Annotated in this window: 18 protein-coding genes; 14 read left to right on the top strand and 4 right to left on the bottom strand. The window is 63.1% G+C overall.

What is annotated here, in order from left to right:
* Positions 1 to 92: 92 nt before the first annotated feature.
* From nagZ to NKJ55_RS20115, 10 genes are all read left to right on the top strand, one after another.
* Positions 93 to 1112: a beta-N-acetylhexosaminidase gene (nagZ, locus tag NKJ55_RS20165; RefSeq protein WP_352451390.1), complete on the top strand. Its 1020-nt coding sequence runs from the start codon at positions 93 to 95 to the stop codon at positions 1110 to 1112.
* 58 nt (positions 1113 to 1170) lie between these two features.
* Entirely contained in the window at positions 1171 to 1971 is an 801-nt protein-coding gene (locus NKJ55_RS20160; protein WP_352451416.1) for a segregation and condensation protein A, read from the top strand.
* Positions 1968 to 2747, top strand: coding sequence for an SMC-Scp complex subunit ScpB (gene scpB, locus NKJ55_RS20155; protein WP_352451389.1), 780 nt, complete (start codon positions 1968 to 1970; stop codon positions 2745 to 2747). The genes NKJ55_RS20160 and scpB overlap by 4 nt, the downstream gene beginning before the upstream one ends.
* A gap of 178 nt (positions 2748 to 2925) precedes the next feature.
* Entirely contained in the window at positions 2926 to 3147 is a 222-nt protein-coding gene (locus NKJ55_RS20150) for a twin-arginine translocase TatA/TatE family subunit (RefSeq protein WP_352451388.1), read from the top strand.
* Positions 3148 to 3177: 30 nt separating this feature from the next.
* Positions 3178 to 3843, top strand: coding sequence for a Sec-independent protein translocase protein TatB (gene tatB / locus NKJ55_RS20145; RefSeq protein WP_352451387.1), 666 nt, complete (start codon positions 3178 to 3180; stop codon positions 3841 to 3843).
* Entirely contained in the window at positions 3840 to 4703 is an 864-nt protein-coding gene (gene tatC / locus NKJ55_RS20140; protein ID WP_352451386.1) for a twin-arginine translocase subunit TatC, read from the top strand. The genes tatB and tatC overlap by 4 nt, the downstream gene beginning before the upstream one ends.
* A 500-nt stretch (positions 4704 to 5203) precedes the next feature.
* Positions 5204 to 6652 carry a serine--tRNA ligase gene (serS, locus tag NKJ55_RS35655; RefSeq protein ID WP_502904496.1) on the top strand — a complete coding sequence of 483 codons (1449 nt, stop codon included), beginning with the start codon at positions 5204 to 5206 and terminating at the stop codon, positions 6650 to 6652.
* A gap of 229 nt (positions 6653 to 6881) precedes the next feature.
* Entirely contained in the window at positions 6882 to 7640 is a 759-nt protein-coding gene (surE, locus tag NKJ55_RS20125; protein WP_352451385.1) for a 5'/3'-nucleotidase SurE, read from the top strand.
* Positions 7637 to 8302 (top strand): protein-L-isoaspartate(D-aspartate) O-methyltransferase, encoded by a 666-nt coding sequence (locus NKJ55_RS20120; RefSeq protein WP_352451384.1) that lies wholly within the window; start codon positions 7637 to 7639, stop codon positions 8300 to 8302. Before surE ends, NKJ55_RS20120 begins: the two co-directional genes overlap by 4 nt.
* A 109-nt stretch (positions 8303 to 8411) precedes the next feature.
* Complete coding sequence (locus NKJ55_RS20115) at positions 8412 to 9944, top strand: peptidoglycan DD-metalloendopeptidase family protein (RefSeq protein ID WP_352451383.1); 1533 nt, start codon at positions 8412 to 8414, stop codon at positions 9942 to 9944.
* 153 nt (positions 9945 to 10097) lie between these two features.
* On the opposite strand, the gene NKJ55_RS20110 is transcribed toward NKJ55_RS20115, so the two are convergent.
* Positions 10098 to 10973, bottom strand: a complete 876-nt coding sequence (locus tag NKJ55_RS20110; protein ID WP_352451382.1) for an ATP-binding protein — start codon at positions 10971 to 10973, stop codon at positions 10098 to 10100.
* 302 nt (positions 10974 to 11275) lie between these two features.
* Here NKJ55_RS20110 and yajC point away from each other — a divergent pair, with 302 nt between their 5' ends.
* The 4 genes from yajC to NKJ55_RS20090 are packed head-to-tail and all read left to right on the top strand — an operon-like array spanning position 11276 to position 15479.
* Positions 11276 to 11617 (top strand): preprotein translocase subunit YajC, encoded by a 342-nt coding sequence (gene yajC / locus NKJ55_RS20105; RefSeq protein ID WP_352451381.1) that lies wholly within the window; start codon positions 11276 to 11278, stop codon positions 11615 to 11617.
* A 51-nt stretch (positions 11618 to 11668) separates the two neighbouring features.
* Complete coding sequence (secDF, locus tag NKJ55_RS20100; RefSeq protein ID WP_352451380.1) at positions 11669 to 14221, top strand: protein translocase subunit SecDF; 2553 nt, start codon at positions 11669 to 11671, stop codon at positions 14219 to 14221.
* 15 nt (positions 14222 to 14236) lie between these two features.
* Positions 14237 to 14626, top strand: coding sequence for an Mth938-like domain-containing protein (locus NKJ55_RS20095; RefSeq protein WP_023678919.1), 390 nt, complete (start codon positions 14237 to 14239; stop codon positions 14624 to 14626).
* A 25-nt stretch (positions 14627 to 14651) separates the two neighbouring features.
* Positions 14652 to 15479, top strand: a complete 828-nt coding sequence (locus NKJ55_RS20090; protein WP_502904498.1) for a phytoene/squalene synthase family protein — start codon at positions 14652 to 14654, stop codon at positions 15477 to 15479.
* An 86-nt stretch (positions 15480 to 15565) separates the two neighbouring features.
* On the opposite strand, the gene NKJ55_RS20085 is transcribed toward NKJ55_RS20090, so the two are convergent.
* The 3 genes from NKJ55_RS20085 to trmFO form a co-directional block, all read right to left on the bottom strand.
* A complete protein-coding gene (locus tag NKJ55_RS20085) occupies positions 15566 to 15787 on the bottom strand; it encodes a type II toxin-antitoxin system RelE/ParE family toxin (protein ID WP_352451378.1) in 222 nt (73 codons plus the stop codon).
* Between the two features lie 95 nt (positions 15788 to 15882).
* On the bottom strand, positions 15883 to 16173 hold the full coding sequence (locus tag NKJ55_RS20080) for a type II toxin-antitoxin system ParD family antitoxin (RefSeq protein WP_352451377.1): 291 nt from the start codon (positions 16171 to 16173) through the stop codon (positions 15883 to 15885).
* Positions 16174 to 16242: 69 nt separating this feature from the next.
* Complete coding sequence (gene trmFO, locus NKJ55_RS20075) at positions 16243 to 17652, bottom strand: methylenetetrahydrofolate--tRNA-(uracil(54)-C(5))-methyltransferase (FADH(2)-oxidizing) TrmFO (protein ID WP_352451376.1); 1410 nt, start codon at positions 17650 to 17652, stop codon at positions 16243 to 16245.
* Positions 17653 to 17794: the final 142 nt, after the last annotated feature.

Raw genomic sequence — 17794 nt, 5'->3', positions numbered from 1 at the left:
GCGTCCGCGCCGGCTTTTTTGCGTGAACGGAAACCTCTGAAGGCAATTGCGGGCGATTCCCTTTGTCGGCGCGAAGCTCTAAACTGTTCCGCATGACCGAATCAAAATCCATGATCCTCGGCTGCGCCGGGAAATCACTGACCCGCGACGAGATCCGTTTCTATCGCAACGAATGCCCGTGGGGCTTCATCCTGTTTGCGCGCAATATTGGCGAGACCGAGCAGATCCGCGATCTGGTCGCCGCGATGCGCGACTGCGTCGGGCGTGCGGATGCGCCGGTGTTCATCGACCAGGAGGGCGGCCGGGTGCAGCGCCTGCGGCCGCCGCTGGCGCCGAACTATCCGGCTGCCGGTGCACTCGGCGCCTTGTGGCGCGACGACCATGACGCCGGCACCCGTGCCGCATGGCTGATGGCGCGGCTGCATGCCTTCGACCTGCTGCGCTACGGCATCACGGCGGATTGCCTGCCGGTGCTCGATGTGCCGATCGAGGGCGCCAGCGACGTCATCGGCGCGCGCGCCTATGGCAAGGAGCCGCGCGCCGTCATCGAATTGGGTCGCGCCGCGGCGGAAGGCCTGATGGCGGGCGGCGTGCTGCCGGTGATGAAGCATATTCCCGGTCATGGAAGGGCCTTCGCCGATACGCATTTCGAACTGCCGACCGTCGACGCCTCGATCGGCGACTTGCAGCGGCATGATTTTGCCCCGTTCAGGGAGCTCAACCATTTGCCGATGGCGATGACGGCGCATGTCGTCTATAGCGCGATCGACCCGAAGAACCCGGCCACCACGTCCGGCAAGGTCATCGAAGAGATCATCCGCGACGAAATCGGCTTCGACGGCCTGTTGATGAGCGACGACACCTCGATGAAGGCACTTTCTGGGGATTTCCCGTCAAAGGCGGCGGCGATCCTTGCGGCGGGCTGCGATCTGGTCCTTCACTGCAACGGCGTGTTCGAGGAGATGGCCGGCATTGCATCGCGCACGACCGGGCTTGAAGGCAAGTCGTTTGAGCGCGCGGAGCGGGCGCTGACCTATATCAGGAACCGCGACGTGGCGGACGAGACCGAGATTCGGGCCGAATTTGCCAGTTATTTCGACGCGGTGGCCTAGCATCAAAGGAAGCGAAGTGGCGGAAACATTGGACCTGAAGGCCGGCAAGGCCGCACCGATGGACCGCTTGTGGGCCGAGAACGACGATTCCCGGCTGACCGGCGATCCGGCGTTGGTCGTCGATGTGGCCGGCTTCGAAGGTCCTCTCGATCTTCTGCTGCATCTTGCCCGCAATCAGAAGGTCGACCTGTCGCGCATCTCGATCCTGGCGCTGGCCGAACAGTATCTGGCGTTCGTCGAGAAGGTGAGGGCGCTGAGGCTGGAGCTTGCCGCCGACTACCTGGTGATGGCGGCATGGCTGGCCTTCCTCAAGTCGAAGCTCCTGATCCCCAAGCAGCCCGGCGACGAAGGCGAAAGCGGCGAGGAACTGGCGGCGGTGCTGCAGTTCCGGCTGAAGCGGCTGGAGGCGATGCGCGACGCGGCGGCACGGCTGGTCAACCGCAACCGGCTTGGACGAGACGTGTTTGCACGCGGCATGCCGGAGATGGTCATCGTCGAGAAGCGCAATGCCTATTCGGCCTCGCTCTACGACCTGTTGACCGCCTATGCCCAGCAGCGCCAGAAGCAGGCGATCACCAATGTGACGATCGCCAGGCGCGGCGTGTGGTCGCTCAAGGATGCGCGCGACGTGCTGACCAGGCTGATCGGGTCGCTGCGCGACTGGACGGCGCTCGACAGTTTCCTGGTCGAATATCTGGCCGGCCCGGAAGAGCGGCGCACCGCGGTTGCCAGCTCGTTTGCGGCGACGCTGGAACTGGTGCGCGAAGGCAAGATGGAGATGCGGCAGGACCAGGTGTTCGCGCCGCTTTATCTGCGCGGCCGCGCCCAGGCCATCAAGATAGTCGAGGTAGCACCATGAGCGAACGCGCCAACGCTTCGGTCATTCCGTTCAAGGTCGACGACGACGCCGAACAAGGCGCGGTCGCCGAAAACCCGGCACAAAATCAGGGGCAGAATTTGTCGCGGAATCCTGGCGAGCGGCTGCATATGGCGGAGGCCGTACGGATGGCCGAGGCGATCGTATTCGCCAGCGCCGAGCCGGTCAGCGAAAAACAGCTCACTTCGCGACTGCCCGACGGCATCAACATTGCCGCGGCAATGGCCGAACTGCAGCAGATCTATGCGCGGCGCGGCGTCAATCTGGTGCGCGTCGGCGATGCCTGGGCGTTTCGCACCGCCGGCGACCTCGCCTTCCTGATGAGCCGTGACACGGTGCAGCAGCGCAAACTGTCCCGCGCTGCCCTCGAAGTGCTGGCGATCATCGCCTACCACCAGCCGGTAACGCGCGCCGAGATCGAGGACATCCGCGGCGTCGAGACGTCAAAGGGAACGCTCGACACGCTGATGGAGACCGAATGGGTGAGGATGCGCGGCCGGCGCCGCACGCCCGGCCGTCCCGTCACCTACGGCACGACCGACATTTTCCTCGACCATTTCGCACTGGAGGAGATCCGCGATCTCCCCGGCATGGAGGAATTGAAGGGTGCCGGGCTGCTGTCCGGCCGCATGCCGTCGAATTTCTCGGTGCCGCTGCCGCCGGCCGACCCCGATGCGCTCACCGACGACGAGGATCCGCTGACCGACATCGACCTCGAGGAACTCGGCCTTTTGACCCCGCGCGTCACGGAAGATTGACCCGAGCGCCATCTTAAAGCCATAGGCAGGGCGGAACTGCGCCGATTGGTAGCGGGCTGCTGTGCCGAAAGTGCGTGACATCTGCCACTCATTCATGAACTCTGTCGCAGTTCTGTTTGAATCCGAACCCGAAAGCGCATAGATCAGCGTCTGGGAAACCGTTCGAGAGAGATTTGCTATGGGTTCATTTTCGATTTGGCACTGGATGATCGTTCTGGTGATCGTGCTGCTGGTCTTCGGCCGCGGCAAGATCCCTGAGTTGATGGGCGACATGGCCAAGGGCATCAAGAGCTTCAAGAAGGGCATGGCCGACGACGACACTGCTGAGGACAAGCGTACCGTCGAACACCGTTCCGACGAAACCGTTTCGGTACCGAAGGAAAAGGCCAGCAAAGGCTGAGCCCCAACACTTTAGTCGGAACGTATAGCCATGTTCGAAGTCGGCTGGACCGAGATGCTGGTGATCGCGATCGTCATGATCGTGGTCGTCGGGCCCAAGGATTTGCCCAACATGCTGCGCACCTTCGGCCGCACAACGGCGAAGCTGCGCGCCATGGCCTCCGATTTCCAGCGGCAGTTCAACGACGCACTGAAGGAAGCCGAGCTCGACGACGTCAAGAAGTCGGTCGATTCGCTGAGAAGCCTCAATCCGGCGGCCGAGATCAGGAAACAGCTCAATCCATTCGAGCAGGCGGCCGCTGACGTCCGTTCCGGCGTCGATGCCGTGATGAAACCCAAGCCGGTCGTCGATCCCGCCACTTCGACAGAACAGGCAGCCGAGCCGCTGAAGAACGGCGCAACGACGATGCCGGGCGTCAGTCCGCCGGAGCCGACGCCGGCCACGCCGATCTTTCCGGCGATGACGGACGAGTCCGTCGTGGCACCGGCAGTGCAGGCGCAAACGACTGCAGCGGCCGTGCCGCAAAAAGCATCGGCGGCAAAGAAGAAGCCGGCGTCTGCGAAAGCAGCGGCTGCCGTGCCGGCCAAGCCGGCAAAGACCGCTGCGCCAAAGGCCGCCACGAAAGCTGAGCCGAAAGCTCAATCGGCAGCAACGAAGAAGCCGGCCGCCAGGAAAACGGCGGGAGCCGCAAAGTGAGCACTTCGGATAAGGAAAAGGACGAAATCGAGAAATCGTCGGCTCCGCTGATGGAGCATCTGATCGAGTTGCGCCGGCGGCTGATGTGGTCGATCGGCGGTTTCTTCGTCGCTTTTCTTGTGTGCTTCTTCTTCGCCAAGAAGCTGTTCAACCTGCTGGTCATTCCGTTCAGATGGGCTACGCAATGGGCCGGGCTCGACCCGCACAAGGTCGAGCTGATCTATACGGCACCGCAGGAATTCTTCTTTACCCAGGTCAAGCTCGCCATGTTTGGCGGCATGGTCATCGCCTTTCCGCTGATCGCCACGCAGATCTACAAATTCATCGCGCCCGGCCTCTACAAGAACGAGCGCAATGCCTTCCTGCCGTTCCTGATCGCCTCGCCGATCCTGTTCCTGATGGGCGCGTCGCTGGTCTATTTCTTCTTCACGCCGATGGTGATGTGGTTCTTCCTCGCCATGCAGCAGACCGGCACCAACGACCAGGTGCAGATTTCGCTGCTGCCGAAAGTGTCCGAATATCTCAGCCTGATCATGACGCTGATCTTCTCCTTCGGCCTGGTGTTCCAGTTGCCGGTGGTGACCAGCCTGATGACGCGGGTCGGTATGCTGTCGTCCCAGGGCCTGGCCGAGAAGCGCAAATGGGCGATCGTCATCGCCTTTGTGGTGGCGGCGGTGCTGACGCCACCCGACCCAATGAGCCAGATCGGCCTCGCCATTCCGACGATCCTTCTCTACGAGGTCTCGATCTGGTCGGCCCGGCTGATCGAGCGCAGCAAGGAGCGCGACCGTGTGGCCCGCGAAAAGCAGGACGCCACGGAAGAGGTGGCCGAAAAGCCGGCGGACGCGTCTTCGACGTAGCGATTGAGGCGGGCAGCTTTCGAAATCCGCGGGACAGCGCTCCCTCTGTCTTGCGCTCGACCTCTCAAGACCTGGGTTCCTCGCCCACGCGAAGCGGGGGAGAGGTGGCCGCGACGCGGCCGGAGAGGGGTCTTTCGTAGGGCGCGGTTTCCCCTCTCCGTCTCGGCTTCGCCGAGCCACCTCTCCCCACTTCGTGGGGCGAGGAACCCAAGCTGGAATTAGGCCACGATTCTTCGCTGAAGGAGCAACTTTGTTCTTGCTTTGTGCCGGCAGCTATGCTATTAATTTGGGTATGGTGCCAATTGGCTCCAAAAACCCGCCTCCCGAGGCGGGTTTTTGTTTCCAGGGTTCTTTCGATCGAACGTTGCGCGTGCTGCCTACCTGAGGTCGGCGCGAAGGAACTCTGCCTTGACGTCTTGTATCGATGCGGTTTACGCCCTCTGGTCTTTGTTTTGGGCATTTGCTTGCCCCGAAACCGCCGTGCCGAGGACGAACAGACCATGCTTGACATCAAATGGATTCGCGACAACCCGAAGGCCCTTGTCGAAGCGCTCCAGAAGCGCTCGTGGTCGGCCGGGGAGGCGCAGTCCACGGTCGACGACCTGATCGCCGCGGATGAGGCGCGGCGCGAGCATCTGACCGAGCTGCAGATCAGGCAGGAACGCCGCAATGCCGCGTCGAAGGAGATCGGCAATGCCATGCGTTCGGGCGATGCCGCCCTTGCCGAAAGGCTGAAGGCAGAGATCGGCGAGATCAAGGCCTTCATCCAGAATGGCGAGGCGCACGAGCGCGAGGTCGACAAGGCGCTGAACGATGCGCTGGCGGTTCTGCCCAATGTGCCGTTCGACGACGTACCGGTTGGCAAGGACGAGCACGACAATGTCGTCAAGCGCGTCGTCGGCAAGGCGCCGACCCGCCCGAACTGGGTGAAGGAGCATTTCGAGATCGGCGAAGCGCTCGGCATGATGGATTTCGAGCGTGCCGCAAGGCTTTCGGGTTCGCGCTTCACGGTGCTCAAGAACCAGCTGGCGCGGATGGAGCGCGCGCTCGGCCAGTTCATGCTCGACCTGCACACGACCGAGCACGGCTACGAGGAGATCGTCCCGCCGCTGATGGTGCGCGACGAGGCAATGTTCGGCACCGGACAATTGCCGAAATTTGAGGACGATTTGTTTGCTACAGCAAGAAATCTGACTTCGATTGAAAAGGTTGTACGAGCGCTTGCTTCAGCACAAGACGCGGGCTCACCAGATGTCGACGGTCGCTCTGCGCGACAACGAATTGTGGATGCTCTGGTGGGGCAGCCGGAAGAGACGTTCGTCTCGGCATCTATACAACGCCTTTGGCTCATCCCAACGGCCGAAGTGCCGCTGACAAATCTCGTGCGCGAGGAAATCACGCCGCACGAAAAACTGCCGCTGCGCTATACCGCGCTGACGCCGTGCTTCCGTTCGGAAGCGGGCTCGGCCGGCCGCGACACGCGCGGCATGCTGCGTCAGCACCAGTTCTACAAGGTCGAGCTGGTGTCGATCACCGACCAGGAATCGTCGCTTGCCGAGCACGAGCGGATGACCGAATGCGCCGAGGAGGTGCTGAAGCGGCTCGGCCTGCCGTTCCGCACCGTGACGCTGTGCACCGGCGACATGGGCTTTGGCGCGCGCAAGACCTACGACATCGAGGTCTGGCTGCCCGGCCAGAATGCCTATCGCGAGATCTCGTCGTGCTCGGTATGCGGCGATTTCCAGGCGCGGCGCATGGACGCCCGCTACAAGGACAAGGACGGCAAGGGCAATCGCTTCGTCCACACGCTGAACGGCTCCGGCACTGCCGTCGGCCGCGCTCTTATCGCAGTCATCGAAAATTACCAGAATGAGGATGGCAGCGTAACCATTCCTGAAGCGCTTCGGCCTTACATGGGCGGCCTCGCAAAGATCGAATCATCGAAGTGACAAGATTGTCGGCCCCGCGTTCCTTCGCGCCCCCCGCTGTCCTGCCGGACATCTCCCCCTCAAGGGGGGAGATTGGACATCGCAGCGACCTTCGCCAATTGCCAGTGGTGCAGGGAAAGCGCCGAGGGGGCGGCCAGCCGATCTCCCCCCAAGTGGGGGAGATGTCCGGCAGGACAGAGGGGGGCGCCGTACAGAACTGCCGTCAATCTGAACATCCAAAGGCGGTCTCATGCGTATCCTCCTGACCAACGACGACGGCATCCATGCCGAGGGTCTTGCATCGCTCGAACGCATCGCCCGCACGCTGTCGGACGACGTCTGGGTGGTGGCGCCGGAACAGGACCAGTCCGGCTATGCGCATTCGCTGTCGATCTCGGAGCCGCTGCGCCTCAGGAAAATCGGCGAAAAGCACTTTGCCGTGCGCGGCACGCCGACCGACTGCGTCATCATGGGCGTGAAGAAGATCCTGCCTGAAGCACCCGACCTGATCCTGTCCGGCGTCAACTCCGGCGCCAACATTGCCGACGACGTCACCTATTCTGGCACCGTCGCCGGTGCCATGGAAGGCGCGCTGCTCGGCGTGCGCTCGATCGCCATCAGCCAGGCCTATTCCTATGTCGGCGAGGATCGCGTCGTTCCCTACGAGACCACCGAAGCGCTGGCGCCGGCGCTGCTCGAAAAACTTGTCGCCATGCCGTTGCCGGACGGCGTGCTGCTCAACGTCAACTTTCCGAATTGCCCACCCGAAGAGATCGCCGGCACGGTCGTTACCTCGCAGGGCAAGCTCGTCCACAGCCTGTGGGTCGACGAGCGCCGCGACGGCCGCGGCCTGCCTTACTATTGGCTGCGCTTCGGCCGCGAGCCGGTCGAGGGCAAGCAAGGCACCGACCTCCATGCCTTGCGCAATCGGTTGGTGTCGGTGACGCCGCTGCAGCTCGATCTCACCGCGCATGAAATCCGCGATCAACTGGCCAAGGCGCTCGCATGAACTTGAACCACGCTCCAGCGGTCGACGACCGCGAAGGTTTTGCCGCCTTCCTGCTTCGCCTGCGCGGCAGGGGCACGGTGCCGAAGGCGCTGATCGCCGCCTTTGAGGCGACGCCGCGGCGCGGTTTTCTGTCGGCCCACTTCCATTCGATCGCCTGGTCGGACCGCATGCTGCCGATCGAATGCGGCGAGGCCATCGAAGGCGCCGACCTGCAGGCGGCGGTGATCGCTGCACTTGCCATCGAGCCGGGCAATCGCGTGCTCGAGATCGGCACCGGGTCCGGCTACACGGCGGCGGTGATGTCGCGGCTTGCCGCTCGGATCGTCACCATCGACCGTTACAAGACGCTGGCCGAACAGGCCCGGCAGCGCCTCGAGGCACTCGCCATCGGCAATGTCATCGTGCGCCAGGCGGACGGTTCGAACGGGCTGGCCAATGAAGCGCCGTTCGACCGCATCGTCGCCTGGGCGGCGTTCGACAGCCTGCCGCGCTTCCTGCTCGACCAATTGTCGAGCGGCGGCATCGTCATCGCGCCGATCGGACCCGACGAAGGCGAGCAGGTGCTGGCCAAGCTGACCAAGGTCGGCAGCCGCTTCGAACGCGAGGATATCGGCCTGGTGCGCCTGCAGCCGATCCTGCACGGCGTCGCCGCGGTCATCTGACTTAAAAATTTTAAGAAAATTTGCGTCGGACTCTAGAGGTTTAACCGACCGGTAACATTAACGCGCTTTAATCACGCTCAGTTGTACCGGGTCTGTGCGGGTTAGTGCGATGCAATTCAGTGTTTTGAAGGCAAACGGACGCAATCTGGCGCGTGGCTGCGCCGTCCTCATGATCGCAGGCGCTGCGACGGGGTGTAGTTCCCAAGTGGCGCGGTTCAACAGCGTCGACGACGTGTTCACCGCCTCGACCAACAACCAGCGCGCCATCATCGACAAGCAGGATGCTGCCCAGCCTTATCCGGGCGATGTTGCGGCCGCCCCGATCGACGGCAGCCACACCCAGTCGGTCAGCCGCTCAAGCCTCGAACCGGTTACGGCACAGCAACTGCCGCCGCCGGCTCCCGCCCTGGCCCCTCCCGCCCGCCCGGTGCGTACCGCTGCCGCGCCGGCCCTGGCGCCTGCCGCTCCTCATGTCGACAGGACGGCAACCGGCACCGTTGCTCCGGCGGCAAGGCCGTTCAAGAACGCCGAGCCCGACGCGCCGCGCATGGCGACGGCCGCCGGCGCACCGCATGCAACCGAGATCATCGTCAAGGATGGCGAGACCATTTCCGGCCTGTCGCGGCGCTACGGCGTGCCGGCGGATGCCATCATGAAAGTCAACGGGCTGAGCGCAACCAAAGGGCTGAAGACCGGCCAGAAGCTCGTCATCCCGGCCTATGCTTACTCGAGCAACGGAGCCGCGCCGAAAGTCGCCGACGCCAAGCCCGCGAACGGCACCAGGCACGACCAGCCGGCCGACGCGCCGGAGAAGGTGGCCGTGCTGCCGCAGCAGCCGAAGCTCAGGGAAGGCAAGTCTGCCGCGCAGGTGGATGCCTCGGCCGCCGCAAGCCAGCCGAAGGATGGAAAGACTGCGCTCAAAACAGCCTCGGCGATGGCCAAGCCGGCCGGTGCCGGCGGCACTTACACGGTACAGCAAGGCGATACGCTGTCCGCCATCGCCAGAAAGACCGGCGTCGGCGTCGTTGCGCTGAAACAGGCGAACGGCATGCAGGACGGGCTGCTCAAGATCGGCCAGACCCTGAAAGTGCCGGCCGGCGGAACCGCTGTTGTCGCCGGCGCGAAGCCGGCAAAGGTCGATCCGGTGACGACGGCCACCACTCAGCCACCGGCCAAGACAACGCCGACGCAGACGCTCGCCTCCTACACGCCGCCAAAGAAGGATGCGAAAGTCATCCAGCAGGCCGAGGACGACGATGCGGTGGCGCCTGATGCAACCGGCATCGGCAAGATGCGCTGGCCGGTGCGCGGCCGCGTGATTTCAAGCTTCGGCGGCGGCAAGGACGGCGTCGACATCGCCGTGCCTGAGGGGACGCCGGTCAAGGCAGCCGAAAATGGCGTCGTCATCTATGCCGGCGACGGCCTCAAGGAATTCGGCAACACGGTGCTGGTGCGTCACGAAAACGGTCTGGTCACCGTCTACGGCCATGCCAGCTCGATCGAGGTGCAGCGCGGCCAAAAGGTCAAGCGCGGGCAGGAAATCGCCCTGTCCGGCATGAGCGGCACCACCGACTCGCCGAAACTGCATTTCGAAGTTCGCAAGAACTCGGCGCCGGTCGATCCGTCAGGCTATCTCGAATAGAGAAAAAGCGACTTGCGGGCCGCCTGACCTTCAGCCCGCCGAAGAAGTCCGCTCCGCAAGGTGCGGGCTTCTTCTGTTGCTTTTCTGGACCATGATCTAGTCCGAAACCGGGCTCCTTTTTTGCTACGCTGACCTTCGGTTCGGGATCATGGTCTAGTCCTTGAGCGACTTGCCGAGCCGGCCTGCCAGATCCTGGGTGAATTGCCAAGCGACGCGGCCCGAACGGCTGCCGCGCGTCGTCGCCCATTCCAGCGCCTCGGCGCGCAGCGTCTCGGGATCGATGGCGAGATCGTGATGGCGGACATAACCATCGATCATGTCGAGATATTCGTCCTGCGAGCATTTGTGGAAGCCAAGCCACAGACCGAAGCGGTCCGACAGCGAAACCTTTTCCTCGACCGCTTCCGACGGGTTGATCGCGGTCGAGCGCTCATTGTCGATCATGTCGCGCGGCAACAGATGTCGCCGGTTCGAGGTGGCATAGAAGATGACATTGGCCGGGCGGCCCTCGACGCCGCCTTCAAGTGCTGCCTTCAGCGATTTGTAGGACGTGTCGTCATGGTCGAATGACAGGTCGTCGCAAAACAGGATGAAGCGGAAGGGTGCTGCCTTCAACAAGCCCATCAGCTTCGGCAGCGTGTCGATGTCTTCGCGATGGATCTCGATCAGCTTGAGCGGCAGGTCGAGCTTCGCCGAAGCGTTGACCGAGGCGTGCACTGCCTTGACCAGCGACGATTTGCCCATGCCGCGCGCGCCCCACAACAGCACGTTGTTGGCAGCATAGCCTGAGGCGAAGCGCTCGGTGTTGTCGACCAATATGTCGCGGACGCGGTCGACGCCGCGGATCAGGCCGATGTCGACGCGGTTGACCTTGAGCACCGGCTCCAGATAGCCGGGATCGGCCTGCCAGACGAAGCAATCGGCCACGCCGAGGTCGGTTTGCGGCACCGGCGGCGGGGCGAGGCGGGCGACCGCCTCGATCAGGCGGTCGAGCTTCTGGCTCAGGATATCGATGGTGCTGTCGGTCATCTCTGGTCTTTTCGTTTCGCGTTTGCATCGCGTTCAGGACGGTGCGGCAGGCCAACCTACCTGATTTCAGCGGTTTCGAAACTCGTCCCAAGCATTTGTTCGAGCATGATCTTTTGCGGAAACCGAGCGTCGCTTTTGGGGATCACCCTCTAACACGGCTCACCAGGCCGGAAAAGCAGCCGATTTGCCCGGCGGCGCAGTTGCATTGGCAACGTTACCGACTATATTCCGGCCAAATTTGGCGGGGCCGTCAAATTCCCGGAACGGTTTGGCGGCTGTTTTTAAAATTCAGGAGTACCTCGATGTTTGTGACACCGGCATACGCCCAAGGCATCGGCGGGGACTCGTCCGCAATGTTTATCCAGATCGTGCCGTTTGCTCTGATTTTCGTGATCATGTATTTTCTGATCATCCGGCCGCAGCGCACGCAGCTGAAGAAGCGCGGCGAGATGCTGGCGGCGGTTCGCCGCGGCGATACCGTCGTCACCGGCGGCGGCTTGGTCGGTAAGGTGACCAAGGTGATTGACGACAACGAGCTCGAGATCGACCTTGGCGGCGGCACCAAGGTGACGGCGCTGCGCTCGACGATTGCCGATGTGCGCGTCAAGGGCGAGCCGGTGGCGAACCAGAACGCCAAGAAATAACCGAATTGTCGGCGGAACGATCCGCCAGTACGCCCTGACGGACGACGCCATATGCTTTATTTTTCGCGCTTCAAGATGATCCTGATCTGGCTGGCCGTGGCCGCCACAGTGGTCCTCGCTGCGCCCAACCTTTTTTCCGCCAGCACGCTGGCCAAGCTTCCCGACTGGGTGCCGAAGCGGCAGATGACGCTCGGCCTCGACCTGCAGGGCGGCTCGCACATCCTGCTCAGGATGGATCCGAACGATCTGATCAAGGATCGGCTGGAGACGACGCGCGACGAAATCAGGACGCTGCTGCGCGATGCCAAGATCGGCTATACCGGCCTTGCCGGGTCGGGGCGCACGGTGCAGGTCCGCATCACCGATCCCGCACAGATCGACGCCGCCAAGAACGCATTGAAGCCGTTGACCAATCCGGTCGCGGCCGGCCTGTTCAGCGGCGGCTCCGTCCAGGAGATGACCCTGGATGATTCCGAGGCCGGCCTGCTTAAATTCAGCGTCACCGATGCCGGCATCAAATACCGTACGTCGACGGCGCTGACCCAGTCGATCGAGGTCGTCAGCCGTCGTGTCAACGAACTGGGAACGACCGAGCCGATCGTGCAGCGGCAAGGGGACGACCGCATCCTTGTGCAGGTGCCTGGTTTGCAGGACCCGCAACGGCTGAAGGAAATTCTCGGCCAGACCGCCAAGCTGACCTTCCAGATGGTCGACCAATCGATGCCGGTGCAGGATGCGCTGAACGGCCGTCCGCCGCCGGGGTCCTCGGTGCTGTATTCGCAGGACGACCCGCCGGTTCCGTATCTGATCGAGAACCGCGTCATTGTTTCGGGTGAAAACCTCGTCGATGCCCAGGCGACGTTCAACTCGCAGACCAATGAGCCGGTGGTTTCGTTCCGCTTCGATTCCAAGGGGGCGCAGCGGTTCGGCCAGGCGACAGCGCAGAATGTCGGCAAGCTGTTTGCCATCATCCTCGACAATCAGGTGATTTCGGCGCCGCGGATCAACGAACCGATTCCTGGCGGTTCCGGCCAGATATCGGGGAATTTCACCGCCGAGAGCGCCAACGATCTCGCCGTGCTGCTGCGCGCCGGCGCCTTGCCGGCGACGCTCACCGTGATCGAGGAGCGCACCGTGGGGCCTGGCCTCGGCCAGGACTCCATCCATGCCGGCAAGGTCGCCGGCATCATCGGCTCGATCCTAGTGGTGGCGTTCATGTTCGTCGCCTACGGTTTCCTCGGCTTCCTCGCCAACATCGCGCTGGCGGTGCATGTGGCGATGATCGTCGGCCTGCTGTCGTTGCTTGGAGCGACGCTGACCTTGCCGGGTATCGCCGGTATCGTGCTGACCATCGGCATGGCGGTCGATTCGAACGTGCTGATCTATGAGCGTATTCGCGAGGAGCGACGTGCCGGCCGCTCGGTGATCCAGGCGATCGATACCGGCTTCAGCAAGGCGCTGGCGACCATCGTCGATTCCAACGTCACTTCGCTGATTGCCACCGTGGTGCTGTTCTACCTCGGCACCGGGCCGGTGAAGGGTTTTGCCGTCACCTATGCCATCGGCATCCTGACCACGGTCTTCACCGCCTTCACCTTCACCCGCCTGCTGGTGTCGATCTGGCTTCGCCGCGCCCGTCCGAAGGAGTTGCCACGCGCGCCGGTGACCTTCATTCCGCCGGGAACGAAAATTCCGTTCATGGGCATCCGCCGCTGGACGTTCACGCTCTCGAGCGTGCTTTCGGTGCTGTCGGTCATCGGCTTCATGACCATCGACATCAATTACGGCATCGATTTCAAGGGCGGCTCGCTGATCGAGGTGCAGTCCAAGGCCGGCAATGCCGATCTGGCCGACATCCGCGGCAGGCTAACGGAACTCAATATCGGCGAGGTGCAGGTTCAACAATTCGGCGAGCCGAACGACGTTCTGATCCGCGTCGGTACCCAGGAGGGCGGCGAGAATGCCGAGCAGACCGTCATCGACAAGGTGCGCGGCGAGCTGCAGGACCAGTATGATTTCCGCCGCGTCGAAGTGGTCGGGCCGACGGTCTCGGGCGAGCTTGCCAAGCAAGGCACCATTGCCATGCTGGTCGCGCTGCTCGGCATCCTGATCTATGTCTGGTTCCGCTTCGAATGGCAGTTCGCGGTCGGCGCCATCGTTGCGACCGTTCACGACGTGGTCATGACGATCGGCTTCTTCGTCCTCACCGGCCTCGAATTCAACCAATCGTCGCTGGCGGCGATCCTTACCATCATCGGTTATTCGCTCAACGATACGATCGTCGTCTATGACCGCGTTCGCGAGGATCTGCGAAAATACAAGCGAATGCCGCTGCCGCAATTGCTGAACAACGCCATCAACGAGACGCTGTCGAGGACGACGCTGACCTCGGTGACGACGATCCTGGCGCTGCTGGCCCTGGTGCTGTTCGGCGGCGAGGTGATCCGCTCGTTCACCATGGCCATGCTGTTCGGCGTCGTGTTCGGCACCTATTCGTCGATCTTTATCGCCGCGCCACTGCTTATCCTGTTCAAGCTGCGGCCGCAGGCCACAGCGTCCGATGAGGAAAAGCCGGTGGGCGGCGGCAAAGCCATAGCCACCTGACGGCTTGCCTCAAAAGTGGCCAAGGGCATCGTCATCCGCGAGGCGCATTTCCCCGGCCGCGCACCGATCGAGGCTTACGGCAATGGCGGTTTCCGCTTTGCCGACATGTCGCATCGCGGCTCGCTGCTGTGCCTGCCTTCTGGCATCTATGGCTGGGAGCCGGCCGATCCGCTGGCGCTGACGGCGGCGGATTTCGCCAAGCTGTTCAACGAGGCCGACAAGGTCGAGATCCTGCTGGTCGGCAGCGGCAAGGATCTGAGGCCGTTGCCCGCCGCGCTGCGCACGGCACTGAAAGAAGCGGGCATTTCCGCCGATCCGATGTCGACCGGGGCGGCTGTGCGGACCTACAATGTGCTGCTGGCGGAAAACCGCGCCGTGGCCGCAGCACTCATCGCCGTCGACTGACGTGGCCGAAAACACCAAAGTCGCCATGGAGACGGTGCGCGCCGCCGATCATGACCGCTATCTGACCGCGCTCTACGCGCCCGAAGACAAGCGGGACGTGCTGTTTTCGCTCTATGCCTTCAACGCCGAAATTGCCGGCATACGCGATCGCATCCGCGAAGCGCTGCCGGGCGAGGTGCGGCTGCAATGGTGGCGCGATGTCATCGCCGGCGAAGAGGATGGGGCTGAGGTCGGCCATCCCGTGGCGGACGCGCTAAGGGCGACTATTTCCACTCACCGCCTGCCCAAGGCTGCTTTCGACAATATGCTCGAAGCGCGCATCTTCGATCTCTATGACGACCCGATGCCGTCGCGCACCGACCTCGAAGGCTATTGCGGCGAGACTGCCGCCGCGCTCATCCAGCTTGCGGCGATCGTGCTCGATCCGGTCCAAGCACCACGCTTTGCCGAACTTGCCGGCAGGGCAGGTTGTGCGCAGGCGATGACCGGTCTCCTGCTTCTGCTGCCGCTGCATCGCAAGCGGGGACAGTGCTTTGTCCCGGCCGATATTTTGGCGGCGGCGGGATCGTCGCCGCAAGAGTTCGTTACAGGCGACGGCGGGCCGGGCGCGGAACGCGCCGTTGCCGCGATGATCGCGCTGGCACGCGAGCATCTTTCCGCTTTCGAGCAGGGGGCGTCCGCTCTGCCGGTTTCGCTGCGCCCGGCGTTTCTGCCGCTGGCTCTTTCGGGCGCCTATCTCGACAAAATGGAGCGCGCCCGCCGCTCGCCTGTCAAGGAGGTGGCGCGGCTCTCTGTCCTGCGCCGGCATTGGCTTTTGTTCCGACGAGCGACGCGAGGCTGGCCGGCCGCATGAAGGCTGATGACCAATGAGGAAGTCCGGGGAGGCCGCCGCGCCTGGACTGCAGGCGGCGAGCATCGCCCCGGCCGAGTAGTTTTTCATCACGATGGATTACTCGATCCGCCATCGCGCATCAGCGTCTCATAATCGCGACCGCCGTAGAAGATGTTGACGATGCGAACAAGATCGTCGCTGACAACATAGGCGATAATAGCCGAGTGCTCGAACGGCACAGTTCGCAACCCTGGTGCAATGTCATCGCGCGGCCGGCCGCCACGCGGTGCATTGCCGATGCTTCGGCAGCGATCTTCGATTCGAAGCACGAATTTCAGCGCCTATGTCCGGATTTCCGCCGGCCTCGATGATGTGCTTGAAAATGTCAGCCAAATCGTTTCTGGCGGTTTCACGGTAGTCGACCTCAAGCCGCTGAATCATCAGCGCGGCCTGAATACTGAGCAAACAGTCCTCGGAGATGATCGCGCACCTCTTGTCCGGTATAGCCAGGCCTCGTATCCTCGATCGACGCCTTTACACGCGCCCTGATCGAGGCCATGCGCTCGGCATGTTCTTCCTCCTCGCGTTGGAAGGCGCGAAGCGCTGCGCGGATGACTTCGCTGGCCGAACCGAAGGAGCCGTCTTCAACCTTTTCGCGGATCATACGCGCCATGGCGGGCGTTACGGTGATTGACAGTTTCTCAGCGGATTCCATGGAATTTGGCCTCGCGATACAAGTAGGATGTTATCCTGCTTCTGCGCCGCGCAATCCGCAAGCAGGGAGCTACTCCGCCGCTTCCGCCCGAAAAGGCAGCCCCAGCCATTCGCGGCAGTCGGCGAGCGCGCGCGATGTCACCGCGTGCCGCTTGGCGACCGTCTTGTCCTTGCCACGCAGCCGCTTGCCCTCGATCTTTGGCGCGTCCACGGGCGGGAACAGGCCGAAATTGACATTCATCGGCTGGAAGGAGCGCTTCCCCGGCTCGTCGTCGGAGACAATATGGCCACCAGTGATGTGGTTGAGCAGCGCGCCGAAAGCGCTGGTCAAGGGCGGCAGCGACGGCGCGTGGCCAAGCCTTTCGGCGGCGGCAAAGCGCCCGGCAAGCAGGCCGATGGCGGCACTCTCGACATAGCCTTCGCAGCCAGTGATCTGGCCGGCAAAACGCAAGCCGGGTCGCGATTTCAACTGCAGCGACGCATCGAGCAGCGTCGGCGAATTGATATAGGTGTTGCGGTGCAGGCCGCCTAGGCGGGCAAATTCGGCGTTTTCCAGCCCGGGAATGGTGCGGAATATGCGCACCTGCTCGGCGTGCTTCAGCTTGGTCTGGAAGCCGACCATGTTGTAGAGCGTGCCCAGCGCATTATCCTGGCGAAGCTGGACGACGGCATAGGCCTTTACGGACGGATTGTGCGCATTGGTCAGCCCCATCGGCTTCATCGGCCCGTAGCGCAATGTCTCGACGCCGCGCTCGGCCATCACCTCGATCGGCAGGCAGCCGTCGAAATAGGGCGTGCCTTCCCATTGCTTGAATTCGGTTTTCTGGCCGTCGACCAGCGCCTGCACGAAGGCAAGGTACTGCTCCTTATCCATCGGGCAGTTGATGTAATCCTTGCCGGTGCCGCCGGGACCGACCTTGTCGTAGCGCGACTGGAACCAGCAGATATCCATGTCGATCGTGTCGAAATGGACGATCGGGGCGATGGCATCGAAAAAGGCGAGCGCGTCGGCGCCGGTTGCTTCCGCAATCGATTGGGCGAGCGAAGGCGCGGTCAGCGGGCCGGTGGCAACGATCGCCTGGTCCCAGTCCGCCGACGGCAGGCCGGGCACCTCCTCGCGACGAATGGTGATGAGCGGGTGCGCTTCGAGCTTTCTGGTCACCGCTTCGGAAAATCCGTCGCGGTCGACGGCCAGCGCACCGCCGGCCGGCACCTGATGCGCATCGCCGGCGCTCATGATCAGTGAACCGGCCAGCCGCATTTCGGCGTGCAGCAGGCCGACGGCATTGGTTTGCGCATCGTCGGAGCGGAAGGAGTTGGAACAGACGAGCTCGGCCAGCCCGTCGGTCTTATGCGCGTCGGTACCGCGGACGGGACGCATTTCATGCAGGACAACGGGAACGCCGGCTTCGGCCGCCTGCCAGGCGGCTTCGGAGCCGGCGAGACCGCCGCCGATAACGTGAATGGGGTTCTTGTCCATGAGCGCCGAAATAGTCGCTTGGCGCAAGGATTGCAATTGCCAGGGATCGCACCGCAAGTGGGCTGCTGCGGAATATTGCCCAAAACAACAACACCCGCCGGGGGAGGAGGTCCGGCGGGTGTCGTTTTGTTGGTCGATCCTC

The sequence above is a fragment of the Mesorhizobium sp. M0106 genome, assembly GCF_040322715.1.
Lineage (GTDB): Bacteria > Pseudomonadota > Alphaproteobacteria > Rhizobiales > Rhizobiaceae > Mesorhizobium.
The sequence above is the reverse complement of the archived record's forward strand: the minus strand, read 5'-3'. Positions and strand labels throughout refer to the sequence as shown.

Bases quoted from the DNA above. Each gene is read 5' to 3' on its own strand.
- nagZ (WP_352451390.1), top strand. From the start codon at position 93: ATGACCGAATCAAAATCCATGATCCTCGGCTGCGCCGGGAAATCACTG.
- NKJ55_RS20160 (WP_352451416.1), top strand. From the start codon at position 1,171: ATGGACCGCTTGTGGGCCGAGAACGACGATTCCCGGCTGACCGGCGAT.
- scpB (WP_352451389.1), top strand. From the start codon at position 1,968: ATGAGCGAACGCGCCAACGCTTCGGTCATTCCGTTCAAGGTCGACGAC.
- NKJ55_RS20150 (WP_352451388.1), top strand. From the start codon at position 2,926: ATGGGTTCATTTTCGATTTGGCACTGGATGATCGTTCTGGTGATCGTG.
- tatB (WP_352451387.1), top strand. From the start codon at position 3,178: ATGTTCGAAGTCGGCTGGACCGAGATGCTGGTGATCGCGATCGTCATG.
- serS (WP_502904496.1), top strand. From the start codon at position 5,204: ATGCTTGACATCAAATGGATTCGCGACAACCCGAAGGCCCTTGTCGAA.
- surE (WP_352451385.1), top strand. From the start codon at position 6,882: ATGCGTATCCTCCTGACCAACGACGACGGCATCCATGCCGAGGGTCTT.
- NKJ55_RS20120 (WP_352451384.1), top strand. From the start codon at position 7,637: ATGAACTTGAACCACGCTCCAGCGGTCGACGACCGCGAAGGTTTTGCC.
- NKJ55_RS20115 (WP_352451383.1), top strand. From the start codon at position 8,412: ATGCAATTCAGTGTTTTGAAGGCAAACGGACGCAATCTGGCGCGTGGC.
- NKJ55_RS20110 (WP_352451382.1), bottom strand. From the start codon at position 10,973: ATGACCGACAGCACCATCGATATCCTGAGCCAGAAGCTCGACCGCCTG.
- yajC (WP_352451381.1), top strand. From the start codon at position 11,276: ATGTTTGTGACACCGGCATACGCCCAAGGCATCGGCGGGGACTCGTCC.
- secDF (WP_352451380.1), top strand. From the start codon at position 11,669: ATGCTTTATTTTTCGCGCTTCAAGATGATCCTGATCTGGCTGGCCGTG.
- NKJ55_RS20090 (WP_502904498.1), top strand. From the start codon at position 14,652: ATGGAGACGGTGCGCGCCGCCGATCATGACCGCTATCTGACCGCGCTC.
- NKJ55_RS20080 (WP_352451377.1), bottom strand. From the start codon at position 16,173: ATGGAATCCGCTGAGAAACTGTCAATCACCGTAACGCCCGCCATGGCG.
- trmFO (WP_352451376.1), bottom strand. From the start codon at position 17,652: ATGGACAAGAACCCCATTCACGTTATCGGCGGCGGTCTCGCCGGCTCC.